The sequence below is a fragment of the Opitutaceae bacterium TAV5 genome, assembly GCA_000242935.3.
GTDB lineage: Bacteria > Verrucomicrobiota > Verrucomicrobiia > Opitutales > Opitutaceae > Geminisphaera.
In genome coordinates this window covers 4,440,025-4,459,721 of the sequence record CP007053.1, presented here as the reverse complement: position 1 = coordinate 4,459,721, position 19,697 = coordinate 4,440,025, and the positions used below count along the sequence as shown (strand labels likewise).

Here is a 19,697-nt window from a genome sequence, read left to right as displayed (position 1 = left end):
CGCATTACACGCGACGCCGGTTCCGCTCGCCGTGTGCCGTCAGAACGCCGGCAGATCAACCCGCCAGCTCCGTCTCCACCTGCCCGGTGGTGAGCTGCACGAGTTCATGCAACGAGGTGAAATGCTGCGTCAGGTCGAAGTCGCCGCCGAGACCGCCGACCAGCTTGTCGAACAGGTCGCGCTTCGTGGCTTTCAGCGCCTCGATGCGCTCCTCGATCGTGCCCGCCGTCACCATGCGGTAAACGAAAACCGTGCTTTTCTGCCCGATACGATGCACGCGGTCCACCGCCTGCGCCTCCACCGCCGGATTCCACCACGGATCGAGCAGGAAAACGTAGTCGGCCGAATGCAGCGTGATGCCCGTGCCCGCCGCCTTGAGCGACACCAGCATCGCCGCCGCGCCCTCCGCCCCCTGGAAACCCTGCACAGGCTTCAGCCGGTCGAGCGTCATGCCGGTGAGTTCGTAGCGCGGCAGGTCGGGGAACGCCTGGGCGAGCGCGATCTTCACGCGGTCGAGCAGCATCACGAATTGCGAGAAAATGACGACCTTGTGGCCGTTGGCGATCACCTCGGCGAGGCGCTCGACGAGCAGCGTGATCTTTCCCGAATCGGTCAGCGGCGCGTCCTTGATCCAGGGCAGCATGTCCGGATCGCAGCAAATCTGGCGCAGGCGCGTGAGGAGCGCGAGCAGGCCGAAGGATTTTTCACGCATGGCCGCGCCCACATCGTCACCGAGGCGTTGCAGGCCTTCGGCGCAGATTTTCGCGTACTCGCTGCGCTGCACCTCGGTGAGCGGGCAGATGAGCTCCATCTCGACCTTGGGCGGGAGTTCTTTCGCCACCTCGGTCTTGGTGCGGCGCAGGATGAAGGGCGCGAGCTGCGCGCGCAGGCGTTTCATCGTGCCGGCGTGGTCGGCGAGCAGCGCCGCCTCGAAGGCCGTGCGCGTGCCGAGCAGGCCGGGCAGCAGGTAGCGGAAGATCGACCAGAGATCGAGCTGGCGGTTTTCCAGCGGCGTACCCGTAAGGACGATACGGTGGGTGGCGCGGATGGCGAAGCAGGTCTGCGTGACCTTGGCATCCGGGTTTTTGATGAACTGGCCTTCGTCGAGGACGGCGTAGCCGAACTCGTACTCGTCGAGCAACGCCCGGTGTTTGCGCAACTGCGTGAAACTGGCCACCCACACGCGGGGCGGTTCGGTGTGGATCACGGAAAAATCGTTGCCGTTTTTCAGCACCTCGACGCGCGTGCCGGACCAGAAGCGCTCGATCTCCTCGCACCAGACGGGCACGACGCTCGCCGGACACACGATCAGCGCGGGCCGGTTGTTCGCCGCCGGGCGCGTCATGAGGAGCGCGATCACCTGGAGCGTCTTGCCGAGACCCATCTCGTCGGCGAGAAGGCCGTGGCAACCCTTGTCACAAAGGTGATGGAGCCACTCGACGCCGCGCCGCTGGTAGGGACGCAACACGGCGGGCAGGTCGGCCGCAGGCGCGGGGTGTTCGAGCACGCCCTGCCGCCAGGTCTCGAGTTCGGGCGAAAGCGTGAGCTTGAGCCGCGAGTCGTTGAAGAGGGAAAAAATCAGGTACGGAGGAATCTCGCCGGCGCCGGTGCGGGTCTCCTTCACGCTGCGCTGCCAGGCCGCGACCGAGGCGAGCTTCTCGACGGGCAGCGTCACGATGCCGACGCCGGGCAACATCGACGGCGCGCTGCCGCCGTTGCGGGTGACGAGCGCCACCTCGGCATCGGAGAGGAGGTGTTCGCCGGCGCGGAAGATCCAGCGCAGGTCGAGCCCTCCGCCCGCGCCGGCCGATCCGTTGCGGCGCGGCCCGGCCACGGCCTCGATGGTGATTTCGCGCGCGCCTGCCAGCAGGTTGGCGGAGGTGGCGCAGAGTTCGGTTTCGAAAAGTTTTTTCCAGGCCGGCAGCGTGGTCTTGAGGAAGTTCGTCACCTCCGCGACCGAGGCCAGCACATAGGCGCCGAGCTCCTGCGAGTAGGCGAAGTGGGCCCGGCGCGCGTAGGCCGCGAGGCCGATCAGCTTGGCGCGCTCCGCCGAGCTGGGCGGCTGGGCGCGGCCTTGCGCAGCGGCGCCGAGAGCGGGCACGCGCGAGCCGTCGTCATCCACCCAGAATGCCTCGAACCCCAGACCCTCCGCCCGCGTGGTAAAGGAAAGGAGCAGCGTCCGCGCGCCTCCCGGCGCGGGTGCCGGACCGGCCTGCGACGGTGCGGGACGTTGCGGATCCGGCTTCTGCGTTGCCGCGGGTGTCGAAGCCGACGCAGACATGCCGGAGGCCGGGGGCGACACCGGCGCAGGCGGAGGCGCGGGAGACGCGATGGCCGAACCGTTGGCCGCGACGGAGGCGGCGGGCGGCGCGGCGCGGCCGGGAGCGGGGACGGAAGCGACTCCGTCAACGGCAGGGTCGGCCGCAGAGGCCGCGGGAGAAAAAGGCGGGGCAGTTTCCGGCAGCGGCGAGATCTCGTCGGCGACGAGTTCCTCGATCTCGTGCAGGCCCGCGACGGCGAGGGCGCGGGAAGACTCCTGGTTTTCGGTCGAGGAACGCACCCGGAAGGTGCCGGCGGAACTCCATTCGATCACGGCATACTCGTCGCGCTTGTCGATGCGGCGGTGGATAATCGCATCCTTTTCAGTGAGTTCCACCTCGCGAACCTCACCCTCGCGATAAATGCGGTGGCCTTCCTCAAGTTGTTCACGGGTGAAGAATTCGTCCCAATCATGCTCCAGCTTGGAAAACCAGAACTCAAGGGACTGTGGGGTGTAAACGCGCTTCGGTCCGTGGGATTGCATCCGGCGAAAAGAAGAGAACGTAGAATGCCGGTTTGCTCCGGCAACCCCTATTTTGCGGACGGGTCGCAAAAGAATTGTAGCCGGCGTTGTTCCCGGGGATGCGCGGAGGGGTCACCGGTGCTCTCCCTTGCGCGGACAGCCCCTGTCAGGACCCGGCTTGCGCGGCGGCCTGCTACCGGGCGGACTCGTTTCACTCGCTCCGCCGGTTGCCGGCGAGGATGAGCAGAATGTGCAGCAGCGAACCGAGCGCGGCCACGAAGGCGGCCACATAGGTGAGCGCGGCGGCATCGAGCGTTTCGTTGACACCTTCCATTTCGTCGCGGCCGAGAATGCCGAGGTTGACGAGCTGGGCCTTGGCGCGGCGGCTGGCGTCGAACTCCACCGGCAGCGTCACGAGCTGGAAAAGCACGATCACACCGAGGGCGATGGCGCCGATCGTCAGCAGAGGGCCGCCCAGGGCGGTGCTGAAGAGAACGATACCGGCGATGATGATGAAGTTGGAGATGCCCGCCGCGATCTGCGTGGCGGGAGCCAGCGTCTGGCGGATGGTCATCATGGAGTAGCCGACCTTGTGCTGGATCGCGTGGCCCGCCTCGTGCGCGGCGACGCCGAGGGCGGCCAGGCTGGTGCCGTGGTAGTTGTGTTCGGAAAGCGCGAGGCGCTTGTGGATCGGGTCGTAATGATCGGTGAGCTGTCCGGGGACCTTGACGATCTGCACGTCGTTGATGCCGGCCGAGCGCATGACGGCCTCCGCCGCCTCGTAGCCGGTGATCCGTCCGCGCGAGGCCACCCGCATGTTTTTCGAGTAGGCGCTCTGCACGCGCATCTGCGCGTAGAGGCCGAAGAGCATGGGAACGATCAGGCAGATAATCCAGGGAAGATAGGCATTCATGGTCGGATGATGGAAATGAGATGGAAGTGGTGTGGCGAATGGCCGGACCGGTGCCGCCCGTCCGGGCCATGCGGTTTTCCGCCCGGCCGGGGACTACCCGGAAAACCGGGGAGGAAAGAGGCGGTAACAACGTGCCATCTTTGCGATCTGGCAAGTGGAACTTCGGGGTGTTGGAAAATCGGCCGGGAGTTATAGGGACGGCACAACGGGCTCCCCCGGGGGAGGGGGCGGATATTTATCCATGCGGTTTTCTTGACCTTGACGCGGCAGATGTCTCCAAACCCTTGCCAGATGTCAGGCTCGCCACACACCACCGGTACCGCCACCGCCTCCCCCGGGTTTCCCGACGAAACCGGTCTCGGCCCCCCCTGGTGGCAGCGGCACTCCACGCCTCTCGCAGCGGCGAGCGTGTTCATCGTCACCGTCCTCTTGACGATCCTGATGTTCCCCCCCGGGCGCGCGCCCGAAGCGGCCTACATTTTCGCGGCGCCCGCGCTTTTCTGGGCCTACCACTCGCCTCGCTGGAAACCGTGGCTCGCGGCGACACTCGGCTCCCAGGTCGTGGCCTGGACCTTTGTCCTCGGCTGGCTGCACAACGTGACGTGGCTCGGCCTGTTTTTGCTCGGGCCGGTCATCGGGGCGTGGGTCGGATCGTGGTTCGCGCTCGCCCGCTGGGTGATGCCGCGCATGCCCGGCCGGTCGACGCCCGTGCGCCTGCTCGCCATGTTCGGCCTGGCCGGCGCGTGGGTCGTCATCGAGTGGACGCGCACCTGGCTGCTCGGCGGTTTCCCGTGGGTGCCGCTCGCGGCCACGCAATGGGAGCGCGTCAGCATCCTCCAGGTGGCGGCATGGACGGGCGCCGGTGGCGTGTCGTTCGTGCTCGTCGCCGTCAACATCGGCACGGCCGCCTACGCGCACCGGCTGCTGCGCGAGAAGGCGCGCGGGTTGTCGCGGCGCTCGCAGGAATTCATGGCGGCGCTGTTTTTGCTGGTCGCCTGCCTCGCCGCCTTCATCCCGGAAGTGATCAATCGCGGCAAACGCGCCGTGCCGCTCGGCCGCGTGGCCATCGTGCAGCCCGCCATCCCGCAAACGCTCAAGTGGGACCCCGCCGAAGGCCCCGGCATCCTGAACGTGCTGCGCGAGGAAACGCTGGCGGCGGCGGCCACCCATCCGGATGTGATTCTCTGGCCGGAGGCCACCACGCCCTGGGCGACGCGTGGCGAGAAACCGATGCAGGACTGGGTCGAGGGGCTGGTGCGCGAGGCCGGCGTGCCGCTCGTCCTCGGCTCCATCGTCATCGAACACCCGCAGACGGAAAACGAGCAGTGGTTCAATGGCGTGCTGGTCGTCGACCCGAAGAACGGGCTGCACGAAAAATTTTATGCGAAACGGAAGCTCGTACCTTTCGGCGAATACGTGCCGTTTCGCCCCCTGATCGGATGGATCGGGAAATTCGTGCCGGTCGGCGACGACTTCAACCACGGCTCCTCCCCGGCCCTGCTGCCGGTCGTCCTTCCCGGGCGCACCGTGCAGATCGGCCCGCTCATCTGTTACGAAGACATTTTCCCGAACCTCGCCCGCCAGAGCGTGCTCGCCGGCGCCGATGTGCTCGTGGTCAACACCAACAACGGCTGGTTTGGCGAGGGCGGCGCGGCGCAGCAGCACGCGTCCAACTCCGTGCTCCGCGCCGTCGAGATGCGACGCCCCGTCCTGCGCGCCGGCAACAGTGGCTGGAGCGGCTGGATCGACGAATGCGGCGCCATCCGCGCGGAGCTCACCCGCACCGCCGACGGCGTGGTGCACGCGCAGGCGCGGAGCAGAGACACCGGGCGGGCCCGGAGTCGCGAAGGCGACGGCGAGCCCGGCACCATCTATTTCCGCGGTCATGCGACAATCAACGTCTCGGTCGACTCGCGCTGGGTCGGGCAATCGAGCGTGTATGTCCGCTGGGGAGACTGGTTCGCCGGCGTCTGCGCGCTGATGGGGGCGCTCGCCTGGCGGACGCTGCGCACACCGGCCGCCACTCCGGGAACCTCCCCGGCCTCGCGCTGGCTGCGCAGCCGCCGGGACACACCGTCCTGACTGATGTTACGCAGCACCCGGCAGTAAAGTGGCACGGGCTTCCTGCCCGTGGACGGCGCTCCGCGCCGCAAGCGCCCGTCCCCCCTCGGCCCACGGGCAAGGATGCCCGTACCACATGCCTGTCTGCCCGACATCAGATCCCGAATCGATCTGTAGTTGTAACCGCACACGCCCTGCTCTCTCACGCCCGTGCCCGCAGTGTTGGCCCGTCCGTCCACTCGCCGTCGATCATCGTGATCGTGGGTTTGGCCGGCAGCCCGATTTCGTTATGCAGCAGCGAACTCGCCACCATATCCACCGCTGCCCGTCCCATGCCCGGGTTGTCCTGCAACGTCCCCGCGACCTTTCCCACATTATTCGCTCCCACGTCCAGACTCGCATAACCCACATCCTCCGGCACCCGCAGGCCTCGTTCCCGCAACCACCGCAACAACTGGTGGCCCCACCCGTGAACCGTGATAACCGCATCCGGACGCTGCCGCCCGAACCACTCGAAAAACGGCGCCGGGTCCATCGGATCTTCCATGATCAGCACCGGCAGCCTCAACGCATGATAAATCTGTTGCCCGGCCAGAAAACCCGCCATCCAGATGTGCTCCATGTCATCCTCCCGGTAAATCGCCAGGCCGATCCTCCGGTAACCCAGCGCCCTCACCTTCGCGAAACATTCCCCCGCCCCGCGCAGGTGATGATGCACCACCCGGCGAACCTTCTTCTGGTCAAACGTGTAGCTGATTGCCACAAACGAAGCCGCCTCCCAGTCCAGTTCCAACGCCTTCATTCCCGTGACGGGCACAGGGGCGATGATTGCTCCGCGTATGCCGCGCGCCCGCATGATGCGCGCCACGTTCCGGGACCGGGCGCCCCAGGGCCCCAGCCACAACGCCTGCACACCGAAACCCAGCTCGCGGGCCCGTTCGCAAGCCCCCTCGTATTGCTCTTTCAATGACGGCGTGCGCAGCCAGTCATCCTCTTTATCGTAGGCATGCAGGTAGGCGATCACCTCGCCCGAGGGCCGCGCATGGACGGCGCGCTGGCGAACCTGCGTCATCAGGGCGTTGACCATGGCGCTCGGCCGGTAGCCGGCTGCCCGGGCGGCATCCAGCACGCGCTGCCTCGTCGCCGCCGCCACGCAGGGATGATGCCGCAAGGCATAGGAAACCGTCGCCGTGCTCAGACCGAGCCGCCGGGCCAGTTCGCGGATGGTGGGTGAAAAGGAATCACTCATGGGAAAAGAGGGGAAAACGGGAAATCTAACGTGTTAGACTTCGCTGCTCTTGTTTCCATCCGTCAACGGCCATTTACCGGAAACTGTTCCGAATCACGCCGCCTCAAGCCCGCGAAACGCGCTACTCCCACCTGAACAACATCCTTCCGTCATGAACCTCCTCCGCACCAAAACCTTGCTCACCGCCAGCGCGCTTCTTGCGACGCTTTTCACCGGCAGCCTGACCCGCGCAGACTCTTTGCCCGTCAGCATGTCCGCCGACACCTGGATTCGCAGTGACAACGCCACATTCAACGGCAACACTGCCCTGCTCGGCATCGGCCAGGTCGCAGGCGGAGGTGACCTCCGCTCCCTGCTGAGCTTTGATCTGGCGGGGGTCTCCCTTCCGGAAGATGCCACCTTCGTCTCCGCGTCATTGATGCTCTACTTCAATGGCCCGGACAGCACTTCGATCTCCACGACGCTGACAATCGACGTCCATGAACTGACGACCTCCTTCAGCGAAACGGCGGCGAACTGGAACAGCAACGGTACGACAGCCTGGGCCAATCCCGGTGGCGATTATGACAGCACGATTCTGGCCTCGGCCAACATCTCCACCAAGGCGCCGGCAGGCGCGGTCACCTGGAGCGACTCCTCTCTGGATTCTGTCGTCCAGACGGCGCTGACCAACGGCACGACGCTCAATCTCCTGCTCAAAGCCGGAAACGAAACCGGAAACACCGAGCGGCAATTACTCTGGTTTGCCTCGGGCGCCGACCACAGTGCCACGCGGCCAGTCGCCTATCTGGTCATCGACTACACGGTGATTCCCGAGCCCTCCACCATTGCCCTGCTCGGGGCGGCTGCAGCCCTGGTCGCCGCAACCTTCCTCCGCCGCCGCCACAGGGCATCCTGAATGATTCCCGGCAACCGTCTTACACCCGATCGCCTTTCCCGGCACACTGATTTTCCGTCTCCTTTCGTCATGATTTCCCGGATACTTTTCAGACACCACATCCCCTTGATTCGCACAAAAACCCTCGCCGTTCTTGTGGCGGGAGCGTTCGGCATCGCCGCGGGAACCGCAACGGCACGGGCCGACGCCTTTGTGCTCAACGACACCTTCACTCCGGGCCCCGGCACCGCGCCGGGCAATCCGGTCTGGGTGCCGCTGCAACCGGCTTCGGAATTCCGCTTCTGGTACGCCGCGGAAGCTGAAAGCTGGGTCTGGCAGGGCAGCGAAAAAGCCGACGCCAACTACCACATCCACCCGCTCCACGCCAAAAGCGTTCCCGGCCCGCAGACCCTGCGCCCGTGGCTCCATCGTTCGCTTTCCGACGGCAGCCCTTCCACCCAGGCGCTGCGCAAACCCACCCTCCGCGCGGACGTCGCCATGCGATGGGGCGACGACAAGGCCAGCGGACTCGCCTGGGCGCTCGCCCTGCTCAATGCCGACGGCAAGGGCTACGTCGCGGAAGTCGCCCGCTCGGGCCGCACCGCCCTCTTCCGGGTCGACGGCAGCCTCACCGATCCGGACGGATGGATTCAAATCGGCACCGGCCAGGGCGACTCTGGCAACCGTCAGGTTCTCAGCCTTTCCGTCATCGACGGCCAGGTTCGCCTCAACACGAGCCTGCGCCGCGGCATCATTGCCGCCGCCGCGGACTCGACCTATGAGACCTTCACCGGCATCGCCCTTTCCAGCTTCGTCAACGGCGGTGTGTTCATGGTGGTCTACGGCGTCAACCTCACCGGAGAACCCTCGGCCGAATAACCGGCATGCCCCAACCCCGCCCATAACAGCTCGCTCCCCCGCCAGGCACGAAGACAGAATCCGTCAGGACTCATCCTCCCCGCCTGGCGGATCCCTTGGAGTTCCCCACATTTTCCACCATGAAGCACCCGTTTTTCCATCTCCCCCTCTTTCTGATTCCCCTCGCAGCCGTTTCCTCGACCCTCACGCTGATTTCACCCGAAGATCATCTGATCGGGCCATCGGGAACGGAACGGCAGATCAGTATCAACATACTCAATACAGACGGCCCTGCGCAGGGAGGAGAATTGCGCGGCCTGCTTCGGCCCTATGAGGACAACGGAACACTTTCGCCCGACATCGTCGCCACCTTTACCGCTCCTGTTGCGCCGGCATCCGCGGCCAACGGCACTCAAACCGCAGGCGTCCTGACCGTTTCCCTGCCCACGCCCGGGCTTTATCAACTCGACATCCGCCATCACGATCACACCGGCCGTCAAATCGGTGGATACCTCACCACCCTGGCCTCCATCCCCGAACGCAACGGCCCCAACCCGGACGACTGGGGCGTCTGCACCCATTTTGCGCACGGCAAAGGCACCCTTCCCCGCTCACTGGAACTCGTGCAACTGGCCGGGTTTTCACGTATCCGGGACGAAGTCTATTGGCAGCATGTTGAACAGACCCCCGGGAAATTCGAATTCCCTCCCTACGCCGATGCGTGGATTCACACCGCCCGTGAACTCGGTCTTTCCCCCCTCGTCATCCTCGCCTACGGAAACGCCCGCGCCTGGCCGGATGAATTCGCCGGCAACAACGGTTTCCCGGCCAACGACAAGGCACGCGCCCTTTTTGTCCGCTACGTCCGGGAAATGGTCACTCGTTACCAAGGTGTCGTGAAACATTGGGAGGTTTGGAACGAGCCCCACTCATGGGGGAAAGCTTCGCCCGAGATTTACACTCCCCTGCTCAAGGAAGTCTATCCGGCGATCAAGGCGATCGACCCCACCGCCACCGTGATTTCCTGCGGCGGCGGAGGCGCTGGCGGCGGACCGGGCGGCGACTACATCTCCGGCGTCCTCAAACACGGCGGCCTCGATTACCAGGACGCCTTCAGTGTCCACCCTTACATGTCGCCCTACGATCCGGAAACCGGATACGGAGCCCAGGGCGCGCCGATCCCCCGTGTGAACGTCCCCGCGGTCTGGTCCCACCTTCGCCAATTCAGCGAACGGAATCCCCGCTCGGACCAAAAGCGCCTCGAAGTCTGGACCACCGAGATCGGCTGGCCCTCCCATCTCACGCGGCACCCGCCGGCCGGCGAGGTCGTCCAGGCCGCCTTCCTTACCCGCACCCTGCTCCTCTCCCGCCGGCACCCGGCAATGAAAGCCGTGTTCATCTACGATTTTCAGGACGACGGAAACAATCCACTCAACCAGGAGCACAACTTCGGCCTCATCACCACCGAATATGCCCCCAAGCCCTCCTTGGTGAGCATCGCGACGCTCGCCGGAGTCCTCGGCAACCGCCCGTGGGTCCGCAGCCTTGTCGAAAACGCACAGGTTCACGTCCACCAATACGGCCAGCTTCCCGACGGGGTCATCGCCGCCTGGGCGGTCGGCTTCGAAACGCAAACCGTGACCCTTGCCCTTCCTCCCGGCACCTACGTGCGGCGCGACTGGCAGGGACGGGGCACCCCTGTCATCGTCGGCCACACCGGACAGCTCGAAATCGAAGTCAGCCCGCTCCCCGTTTACCTGACTCCCCAACCCTGACCCTCCACCTTACATGCGGATTTTTTCCACCTTGCCGCATCTCACTTTTTTCATGCGCCTGTTTTCCATCCCCCCCTTTATCGCCGCCATGCTCGGCCTGCTGCCCTGCGCCCACGCCCTCTCGGGAGCGGAAGAAAGCCCGGCGATCCGCATGGTCCGCACCGACGATTTCTCGCAACTGCCCTCGTTCCAGGTTCGCAACGACACCGCCGCCGTCGTGGACGTCGTCGCCTCCGTCACGCTGGAAACCCCCGGCGGCGAGCTCACCACCCTCCCCCCGGTCAGGCGGACGCTCGCGCCCGGCGCGACCATCGATCTGGCCGCCGGTCCGGCCGGCTTCGCCCTCCCCGCGCCCACCGTGCTCTTTCGCGCCACCGTGACCACGGGGGATAAGACCGCGGAGTCGTTCTCCACCATCGTCGGCCGGCCGCAGCCGGTCGCCCGCGACGGCGATTTTTTCATCGGCATGAACGCCCATCTCCATCGCTACTCGCCGGAGGAACAGTGGCGGATGCTGCAACACATGCGCGACGCCGGGGTTCGCACCGTGCGGCTGGAACCCGGCTTTCGCACCCCGGATGAATCCGGCCGCTTTGCCATCGACCCGCGCATCGAACAATCCCAGCTCGCGATCGAGGCCTTTGGTATGAACACCCTGATGAGCCTGACCTTCTTTCCCCGGGAATACTACCTGTCCCCGGACAAGAACCGCATGGCCTGGGCCTGGGCGCGCCACCTCGGGGAGCATTTCAAGGGACGCGTATTCGATTACCAATACGGCAACGAAACCAATTCCGGCTGGGCCGGACACGGCGCGGCAGCGACCATGTCCGCGCACAACCAGGCCATGGCCCTCGGCACCCTTGCCGCCGATCCCTCCGCCCGCCCCGCCACCTTCGGCATCGCCGAGGCGCAACCTCACTATCTCGCCGAACTGCTCCGCAACGGCCTCTCCCCCTATATTCAGGCCGTGACCGTGCATCCCTACAGCGGCACCGCCGAGGCCGGCATCGCCAAGCTGGAGGCCAACCAGCGCGTCATCGCTGCCCATGCCGCCGCCACCGGACAACCCCCTCAGCAACTCTGGGCCACCGAGATCGGTTTCCACTTCCACGAAGGCGGCCCCGTCAATCCCGTCACCCGGCAACTCACCCAAGTCAACGGCTTCACCCTCGAACAACAGGCCGGCCAACTCGCCCGCCTCTACCTGCTCGCCCGCTCCAAGCGTATCGAACGCATCTACTGGTATAACCTCTACGGCAAAAACGACCGGGAAACCTTCTGGCTGCTCGACGAAAACTTCCTCCCCCGCCCCGCCTGGCACACGCTCGTCCACCTTTCGTCCTGGCTCAACGATTCCATCCCGCTCGGAGGCACCGTCAGCACCGAACCTGTTCAAAAACACCTCTTCCGCCGGGCCGACGGCACCCTCTTCCTCGCCGTCTGGGCGCTCCGCGACGGCGTCCGCGCCCCCCTCTCCCTCCTTCCCGGCGGCCACTACACCGCGATCGACGCCAACGGCCGCCCCGACTCCGCCAACACCGACGCACTCCAAAACCCGAGCCCCGAACTCACCCTCGGGGAGACGCCCCTGCTCATCACCGGATTCCCCGAAGACGCCTCCCGCCTTCTCACCGGCTACGACCACCTCGCCGTGCTGGCCAACACGCTCGACGCCCGCAACTGGAGCACCGCGCTGAACCGCTGGACGCTCAACCCCGGCGACACGGTCAGCATCCCCTGGGTGATCTTCAACTCCGGCGCCGCCCCGGTCACCGCCCGGCCCGTCGTCGTCAGCCGGATGCCCGGCTGGACCATCGAGCTGCCCGAACCCGTCGCGGTCGCCGCCGGCGAAACCGTCACGCGCGAAATTCGCCTCACCGCTCCCCGGAACGCCGTGCGAGGCGTCGAATATCGTTTCTCGTTTGCCACCGAAACCGAAGGCCCCCGACGCAGCTTGCCCTTCGAAACCCGCCTGTGGATCGACGGCCCCTTCCCCTATCGGGCGTTGCTCGCGGAATCGCCACAACAACCGCATTATCCGGTCCGCCTCCCCTTCGACGACGACAAGACGGAAAACTTCGGATGCCGCGAACTTCTCGCCCGCCGTGCCCCCGCCTCCATGACGCCCGATTCCATCGACGGCAACCTGTCCAAATGGACCGCCGACGAGTTTGTCACCCTCGATCAGGGGGGCCTGTGGATCCTCCGCGATCCCCAGCCGCCGGTTCGTGAAAACTGGTTTGGCCGCGTCGCCCTCCGCTGGGATGCCACCCACCTGTATTTCGCCTTCATCGCGCTCGACGACGACCTCAGCGTCGTGGACCTGACCAGCCGTGACTGGCGCGACGCCGACAACGTCCGCCTCTTCCTCAGCGCCGAACCCGATCCCGCCAAACGCTCGCGCACCATCACCGCGCGCGACCTCCTCCTGCTGATGACGCCCACGCGACAGTTTCACGACGAACCGCCCGCGCTCCTCGCCGCACCGATCGGCGGCCACGTCAGGCAAGACTTCGAGTCCCAGGTGAAGATTGCCAGTCGCGTATGGCAGGGCGGTTACCTGATCGAGGCCGCCATTCCCTTCTCCGCCATCGACGTCAAACCCGCCGCCGGCCTCCGGCTGGGGGCCAACGTGCTGGCCGACGACGCCGATCACGGCTTCCGCACCAACACCTGGATGACCTGTCTCCGGTCGGCCGACTACTGGAACAATCCGCAGACGCTCGGCACGCTCACCCTGCTGCCCTGACACCCTCTTTCGACATCCGGCAAACATCCCCTGCATTGCAAAACAAAAACCCGTATCGCCATGAAAAAGTATTCATACTCCAGATACACATATCAGACCCGCAGAATGTCGTCACAGGCATTCACTCTCATCGAGCTGCTCACCGTCATCGCCATCATTGGCATTCTTGCCGCCATCATTATCCCCACCGTCAGCAAGGTCCGCAAGACCGCCAAACGGGCCGTCTGTGCTTCCAACCTCCGGCAGATTGCGGCCGCGCACATCATGTACCGCAACGATCACAAGGGCAAAGCGCCTTTTTCTCCAACCCGGGACCCGCGCTTTATCATGAAAGGAGCCACTCCCGACGCTTTCTACGAACTCCTTCCCTACGTCGGTCTTCAGGCCATGTACGATACTCCGGCCAACATGTTGCGCCCGCCTCCGATATTCATGTGTCCGGAGTTTCGCGGAAACGAAATCGGCCAATGGAACCGGACCTCGGCGTCGGGAGATCTGATGGCCGGCTATTTCCTGAATCAATATGCCAAGCGTCCCGACACCAATTCGGCGGACGACTACACGGACGCCGACACCCCTCCGCGCCGCGTCATTGCGTCGGACATTAATTACTGGTGGGTCGCCAATCAGAGCCCCGGCATCACCAGCTTGGCCGCGCCGCACGACAACACCGGCTTCAACGCCGCCACCTGGGGTGGCAGCGTCCGCTGGATCAAAAAAGATTCTCTGGTTGGAACCGTGCAATGGGACTGGGAAGGACTGGACAAACACTAGGCAGACCCAATCCCGCCGTGCCTATCCGTCGCTCCCGGTGATGACACCGACCTCCGCCACCGAATGGGAATCCGGGCTGCATGCCATCACCCTCGATCGCGAAAACGGCATTCCGCTCCACCTTCAGCTTCGTGATGCGCTCCGGCAGGCGATCCGCTCCGCCCCGTCCTCGGTCGAAAAGGTGCCCTCGGAAACCATCCTCATGCGGACGCTGGGAATCTCTCAGGCCACCGTGCGCACCGCGCTCGAACGGCTGGTCCGCGAAGGACTCATCCGCCGCCAGCGTGGTATCGGCACTCTTCTCGTGCGTAACGTTCCCGCCCGAAACGTCTTCTCCGATAATGCGCTGGCGCCGCGCCCTCCTCCTGTGCGACAAACCGGAACCATGAACCCACTCTACCAGCGCAGCCGTCCCTCCTGCCTCGACATCCGGTGGGAGCCCGGCGCCGGGCTGATCTGGATGCAGGGCGAGACCCTGTTTTTCGAAAACCCCCGCAACCGCACCCTGCGGTTCCGCAAAACCTTTCACCTGCCCTTCGACCCCGTCTCGGCGGAACTGCGCGTTTTCGCCGACACACATTACCAGCTTTTCCTCAACGGAGCCCCCTGCGCACGGGGCCCCGGACGCAGCGATCCGACCTGGACTTATTACGATCACCTCGATGTCGCGCCCCGCCTTCACCGGGGTGACAACGACATCGCCCTGCTTGTCCTCTTCCAGGGTTTCGGCACCGGTTCCCGCATCAGCATCATGCAGGGCCTGCTTTTCCACCTGGTGATCCGCGGCGCCGACGGCGAACACCTCGCCATCGTCAGCGACCGCTCCTGGAAGGCCGCGCCTGCGGAGGAATTCCTCCGCCCCACCCCGCGGCTGCATGGCCCGCTCGGCTGTATCGAGGTCCAGGATACCCAACTCATTCCCGACGGCTGGCTGCGCCCGGGCTACGACGATTCCGGCTGGGCCGCGACGGACTACGTCAAATCCGGCCTCACCGTCACCCCGTGGTATCACTTTGTCCCGAGTCCGCTCCCCCTCCGGAGCGAGTCGGACGTCGAAACCCTCCCGCGCGCCCGCCTCGCCTCGGCCCACGGCCCCGCACCCGCGCCCGACGCACTCGGCCAGCCGCGCCCTGTCCCGGTTCCGGTTCCCGGCGACGGCGCGGTGTTTCCGGTCCGGCTGCCCGCCACCGCACCCGATACCGCGCACGTCGTCACCCTCGACCTTGCCCGCATCGAAAACGGCCTCCTCCGGCTGGAGATCGACGGACCCGCCGGCGCGGTGGTGGACGCCCTGTTCGCCGACTCCATCGCTCCGGGCGACGTCATTCCCAAACCCGAGCAGGCCCGCATCCTCACCGGGCGCTGGATTCTTCGCGGCGACCGGCAGACGCTGGAAGTCGCCTTCAACTGGCTGGCCTTCCGCCACGTGCAACTCTGGGTCTGGTCCCCCGGACCCGTCACCGTTCACCGGGCGTGGCTGCGCACGCTCTACTACCCGCTTCCCGTCGGCCAAGTCGAAGGCTTCCGGTGTAGTGACGACAGCCTTACCCGTCTCGACGCCATCTGCGCGCACACCGTCCGCCTCTGCTACCAGGACGGCATCGTGGACAGCCCCTCCCGCGAACAACAACAGTGGATCGGCGACGCCCGCCGCACCGCGATTTTCAATCACCACCGCTGGGGCGACGCCGCCCTGCACCGCAACCTCATCGAGCAGATCGGCCAGGGCATGGACTGGATGGGTTCGATGGTACCGCGCTATCCCTCGGGCAACCGCAACGTCAGCCCCATCCCCTCCTACTGCCTCGACTGGATCGGAGCCTTCGAGGAGTTTTATCAGTTCACCGGCGACGACAGCCTGCTCGCCCACTGGTGGCCCAATCTCCTGCTCGCCATCCGCTGGTTTTCCGCTTTCGAGCGGCCCGACGACGGCCTGCTCGCCCGCGTGCCGCACTGGATCTACATCGACATGGGGCGCGACGCCGCCGGACGCGGCATGGGCTCCGGCGAAGTGCTGGCCACGCTCAACCTCCAATACCTCTCCGCCCTCCGTGCCATCGCCGGCTACGCGAACCGGCTCGGCGACCAAGCCAGCCACGCATGGTTTGCAAGCCGCGCTGAACGCCTCGCCTCCTCCCTGCGCGAACAGTTCTGGAACGAGACGGAACATGGCTATGCCGACGCCATGACCGATGGCGTCCTGACTGAAGGCGTCTCCGAAGTCACCGCTGCCCATGCCCTGCTCTTCCTGGAATCCCCCGGCAGCCCGCGGGCCGCACAAATCATCAAGCGAGTTTTGGCCCGCGGCGGCAGCGATCCGGCCACGGTGGTTCGGGCCAGTCCGTTTTCCATCCACACCGTTTTGCAGGCGCTGCGCCTGCATGGCCGCGAACAGGACGCCCTCGACCTCATCCGCCAACGCTACCGGCCGCTGCTCGATGCGGGGGCGACCGCCACCTGGGAACACTGGGAACTGTCCGAACACGGACGCACGGACGCATCGTCGTATCCGCGCCACGCCTCCGCCTGCCACGCCTGGGGCGCGGCGCCGATGGCCTTCTTCACCGGAGTGGTCCTCGGCATCCGTCCGCAATCCCCCGGCTGGAAACAGGTGGAGATACGCCCGTTCTGCGGCGATCTGGAAGACGCATCGGGAGCCTGTCTCACTCCGCAAGGATTGCTGGAGGTTCGCTGGCATGTTCGCAGCGCGACCTTCACCCTGCACATCAAAGCCCCGTCCGGCATCGAAGGCACGGTCCTCATGCCCGACGGTTCCCGGCATCCCCTGCGCACCGGTCTGTTTACTTGCGAGAGCGCACCGGCAAAACACCGGGAACCGACAGGCAAGCCCCGCTGAGCCCGTTGCCGTTTGTCAGAGGCCAGAGACCGGAAGCCGGAGGGGAGGTTCTAAAAATACATTTTTAACCGCGAATGGACGCGAATGAACGCGAATCCAGAAAAAATGATGGAATGCATAATCATTTAGATATGATTTTATTGTGTTTTTATTCGCGTCCATTCGCGGTTGATTTGTCAGATTGGGAAAATGATTTTTTAGACCTCCCAAAGGTCTGAAATCTGCGATTCAAAATCTGAAATCCGACCCTCTGGCCTCTGGTCTCCGGCCCGGTCAGGACGATCCCGTCAAGGCGTCCTGCACGGCACGGAACTTGAGCTCCGTCTCCGCGTATTCGCGCTCCGGCTCCGACCCTGCAACAATGCCCGCGCCCGCGTAGATGCGGGCGGTCGCCCCGTCCACCAGCGCTGAACGCAACCCCACAAAAAACTCGCCGCCGCCGCGCGCGTTGATCCAGCCGAGCGCGCCGGCGTAGAGGCCGCGCGGGAAACCTTCCAGCTCGCGGATACGCGCCACCGCCGCCTCGCGCGGCGAGCCGCCCACCGCGGGGGTCGGATGCAGCCGCGCCAGCGCGTCGAGCAGCCGCACGCCATCCGGCAACACGGCGCGCACGGGCGTGTGCAGATGCTGGACGTTCGCCAGGCGACGCAGGCCGGGCGTATCCGGATATTCGGCACGCAGGCCGAGCGGAGCGAGACGGCGCAGGATGGAGTCGAGCACGAGCCGTTGCTCGCGCCGGTCTTTCTCGCTGCGCAGCAAGGCGCCTCCGGCGGCGGCATCCTCGCTTGCGCCGGCGCCGCGCGGCGCCGAGCCGGCGAGCGCCTCGGTTTCGAGCACGCCCTGGCTCACGCGCACCAGCCGTTCGGGCGAGGCGCCGATAAAACTCTGTCCGCGCCCGTTGGCCGCCGAAAACGCATAACAGTCCGGAAACCGCTGCCGCAGCGCATTGAGCACGCGCAGCGGATGGAGAGGCTCCGCTGCCACGACATCGCGCGCGCGGGCGAGCACGATCTTCTGGAACTCGCCAGCGGCGATCCGCTCCAGCCCGCGCGCCACCGCCGCGCGGTAATCGCCGACATCGGAAATGCGGAGCGTGGCACGGGCTTCCAGCCCGTGTCCGGAAGGTGGCACGGGCTTCCAGCCCGTGTCCGGAAAGTGGCACGGGCTTCCAGCCCGTGATTCCGGCGTGGCATGGGCATCTTGCCCATGAAGTTCCGGCGGCGCAGAGCGCCGTCCAGGAGCGGGATGCGGAGAGGCAACGCTCACGGGCAGGATGCCCGTGCCACTTTCCCGTCCACGGGCAGGATGCCCGTGCCACGTCATGCCACCAACCCAAGGCCATTCACGAAGTCCCCCCTTCTCCGGATTCTCCAGCGCGTACCGTACTGCATGCTGATAGTCTGCTTCGTCACGAATCAGGTGATCGTAATACTCGGGTTGCCAAAACTCACCCTTTCGTCCGAGAAGCCGATTCGCCCTGTTTGATGTAAAGGATTTCCATGAATGCAGGATGTCGTTCAGATGATAACCCTCATGCACTCGTAACACCACATGCACATGATTGGGCATGATGCTCCACGCATGAAGTTCATAACGCTTGCCCGCAAAATGCAGCAGTGTCTCCCGGACCAAGTCTGCAATCCGGGGATTTCGTAAATGGCATTCGCCCGCGCCCGAATCGAGAAATGCTTCGATTCGTTCCGAATAAAGATGGGCCAGTCGTTCCTGTTCGGAGTCGGAAAGCTCCCGTCCTTGCTGTCGGGCACGGGCCACGATGTCGTTCCGTTCCTCTTGCCATGCCGCCACGACATGGACCGGAAGTGCGTCGCCAAGACGGAAGGTTACGGCGTAGAATCCGCCGTCTCTCGTCCAGTGTGGCAGATAGGCTCCCTGACGGGTATCGACCTCGGAAGACACGGGCTGGAAGCCCGTGCCACGCGGAGAGGCAACGCTCACGGGCAGGATGCCCGTGCCACTTTCCTGAACACGGGCTGGAAGCCCGTGCCACGCGCCTTGCCTCTCCACCCGGTATTCGAAATTCGCAAACTTCCCGTGTGCCCGCCAGACGCGTTCCGTGAGCGCGGCGAGATCGGCATCGGGCGCGACCAGCAGGTTGGCCACGGCGGTCGTCACCCCGCCGGCCCGCGCCACCTGCCAGCGTGGCACGAAGACATGCGCGGCGGCAAACGGCTCGCCCGCCTCCACCTCGTCGTGAAACGTGAACGTCGTGAAAAAATGCGGTCCGCCGAAGGGCGCTTCCACATCGCCCACCGCGATTGTGTGCGCCAGTGTGTCGTCGATAAAGCGCTGCACCTGCGCGAAGCGTTCCGGCCCGTGCGCCGTGTACGCGACCGCGATCTCCGCTCCGGCGATCGCGCTCTCCATCCCCGGACGCTCCGTATAAAAATGCGGTTCGTCCGGCTCGAAAATCGACTCCAGCACCGCCAGCGGATCGAGCGCATCCACCGCCAGCGAAATGCTCACCAGCTTCGCCCGGCCATCGCGCGCCGCCATCTCCCGGCATTGCGCGAGAAACGCTCCCAGCGCCTCCGGCGTGGCATTCTCGGCGGGATGGATCGGGAGGATGGTCATTTTGCGAATCTCCGAAACGGAATTAACCACAGAGACACAGAGGCACGAAGCCCGGACGCCAAGGGAACTCCTGAAATTCCTTTTTTACCGCGAAGGACGCGAAGAGCGCCAAGTGCCAATGTCTCAATTTTTCTGGTCTTCGCATCCTTCGCGTCCTTCGCGGTTAATTTTTAAAACCTCCCTTTAGACGTTTCCCCTTGGTGAGTA

11 protein-coding genes are annotated in these 19,697 nt (G+C 65.2%); 7 read left to right on the top strand and 4 right to left on the bottom strand.

The annotated features are described in order from the left end of the window. Positions 1–55: 55 nt before the first annotated feature. Together OPIT5_19070 and OPIT5_19065 are read right to left on the bottom strand one after the other, a co-directional pair. Complete coding sequence (locus OPIT5_19070; GenBank protein AHF92016.1) at positions 56–2,803, bottom strand: serine/threonine protein kinase; 2,748 nt, start codon at positions 2,801–2,803, stop codon at positions 56–58. A gap of 190 nt (positions 2,804–2,993) precedes the next feature. Next, a complete protein-coding gene (locus OPIT5_19065) occupies positions 2,994–3,695 on the bottom strand; it encodes a peptidase (GenBank protein AHF92015.1) in 702 nt (233 codons plus the stop codon). A 291-nt stretch (positions 3,696–3,986) separates the two neighbouring features. Here OPIT5_19065 and OPIT5_19060 point away from each other — a divergent pair, with 291 nt between their 5' ends. Then, positions 3,987–5,777 carry an apolipoprotein N-acyltransferase gene (locus OPIT5_19060; GenBank protein ID AHF92014.1) on the top strand — a complete coding sequence of 597 codons (1,791 nt, stop codon included), beginning with the start codon at positions 3,987–3,989 and terminating at the stop codon, positions 5,775–5,777. Positions 5,778–5,958: 181 nt separating this feature from the next. Here OPIT5_19060 and OPIT5_19055 read toward each other — a convergent pair whose 3' ends face one another. Beyond that, a complete protein-coding gene (locus OPIT5_19055) occupies positions 5,959–7,005 on the bottom strand; it encodes a LacI family transcriptional regulator (protein ID AHF92013.1) in 1,047 nt (348 codons plus the stop codon). A 151-nt stretch (positions 7,006–7,156) separates the two neighbouring features. On the opposite strand from OPIT5_19055, the gene OPIT5_19050 reads away from it, so the two are divergent. From OPIT5_19050 to OPIT5_19025, 6 genes are all read left to right on the top strand, one after another. Next, a complete protein-coding gene (locus OPIT5_19050; protein ID AHF92012.1) occupies positions 7,157–7,903 on the top strand; it encodes an anchor protein in 747 nt (248 codons plus the stop codon). Between the two features lie 69 nt (positions 7,904–7,972). Next, positions 7,973–8,761, top strand: coding sequence for a hypothetical protein (locus tag OPIT5_19045; GenBank protein AHF92011.1), 789 nt, complete (start codon positions 7,973–7,975; stop codon positions 8,759–8,761). Between the two features lie 119 nt (positions 8,762–8,880). Further along, positions 8,881–10,515, top strand: a complete 1,635-nt coding sequence (locus tag OPIT5_19040; GenBank protein ID AHF92010.1) for a beta-glucosidase — start codon at positions 8,881–8,883, stop codon at positions 10,513–10,515. A gap of 145 nt (positions 10,516–10,660) precedes the next feature. Beyond that, positions 10,661–13,267 (top strand): alpha-galactosidase, encoded by a 2,607-nt coding sequence (locus tag OPIT5_19035; GenBank protein ID AHF92009.1) that lies wholly within the window; start codon positions 10,661–10,663, stop codon positions 13,265–13,267. Between the two features lie 60 nt (positions 13,268–13,327). After that, a complete protein-coding gene (locus tag OPIT5_19030; GenBank protein ID AHF92008.1) occupies positions 13,328–14,041 on the top strand; it encodes an N-terminal cleavage protein in 714 nt (237 codons plus the stop codon). A gap of 385 nt (positions 14,042–14,426) precedes the next feature. Then, on the top strand, positions 14,427–16,898 hold the full coding sequence (locus OPIT5_19025) for an alpha-L-rhamnosidase (protein ID AHF92007.1): 2,472 nt from the start codon (positions 14,427–14,429) through the stop codon (positions 16,896–16,898). Positions 16,899–17,171: 273 nt separating this feature from the next. Here OPIT5_19025 and OPIT5_19020 read toward each other — a convergent pair whose 3' ends face one another. Beyond that, on the bottom strand, positions 17,172–19,490 hold the full coding sequence (locus OPIT5_19020) for an isochorismate synthase (protein ID AHF92006.1): 2,319 nt from the start codon (positions 19,488–19,490) through the stop codon (positions 17,172–17,174). Positions 19,491–19,697 lie beyond the last annotated feature (207 nt).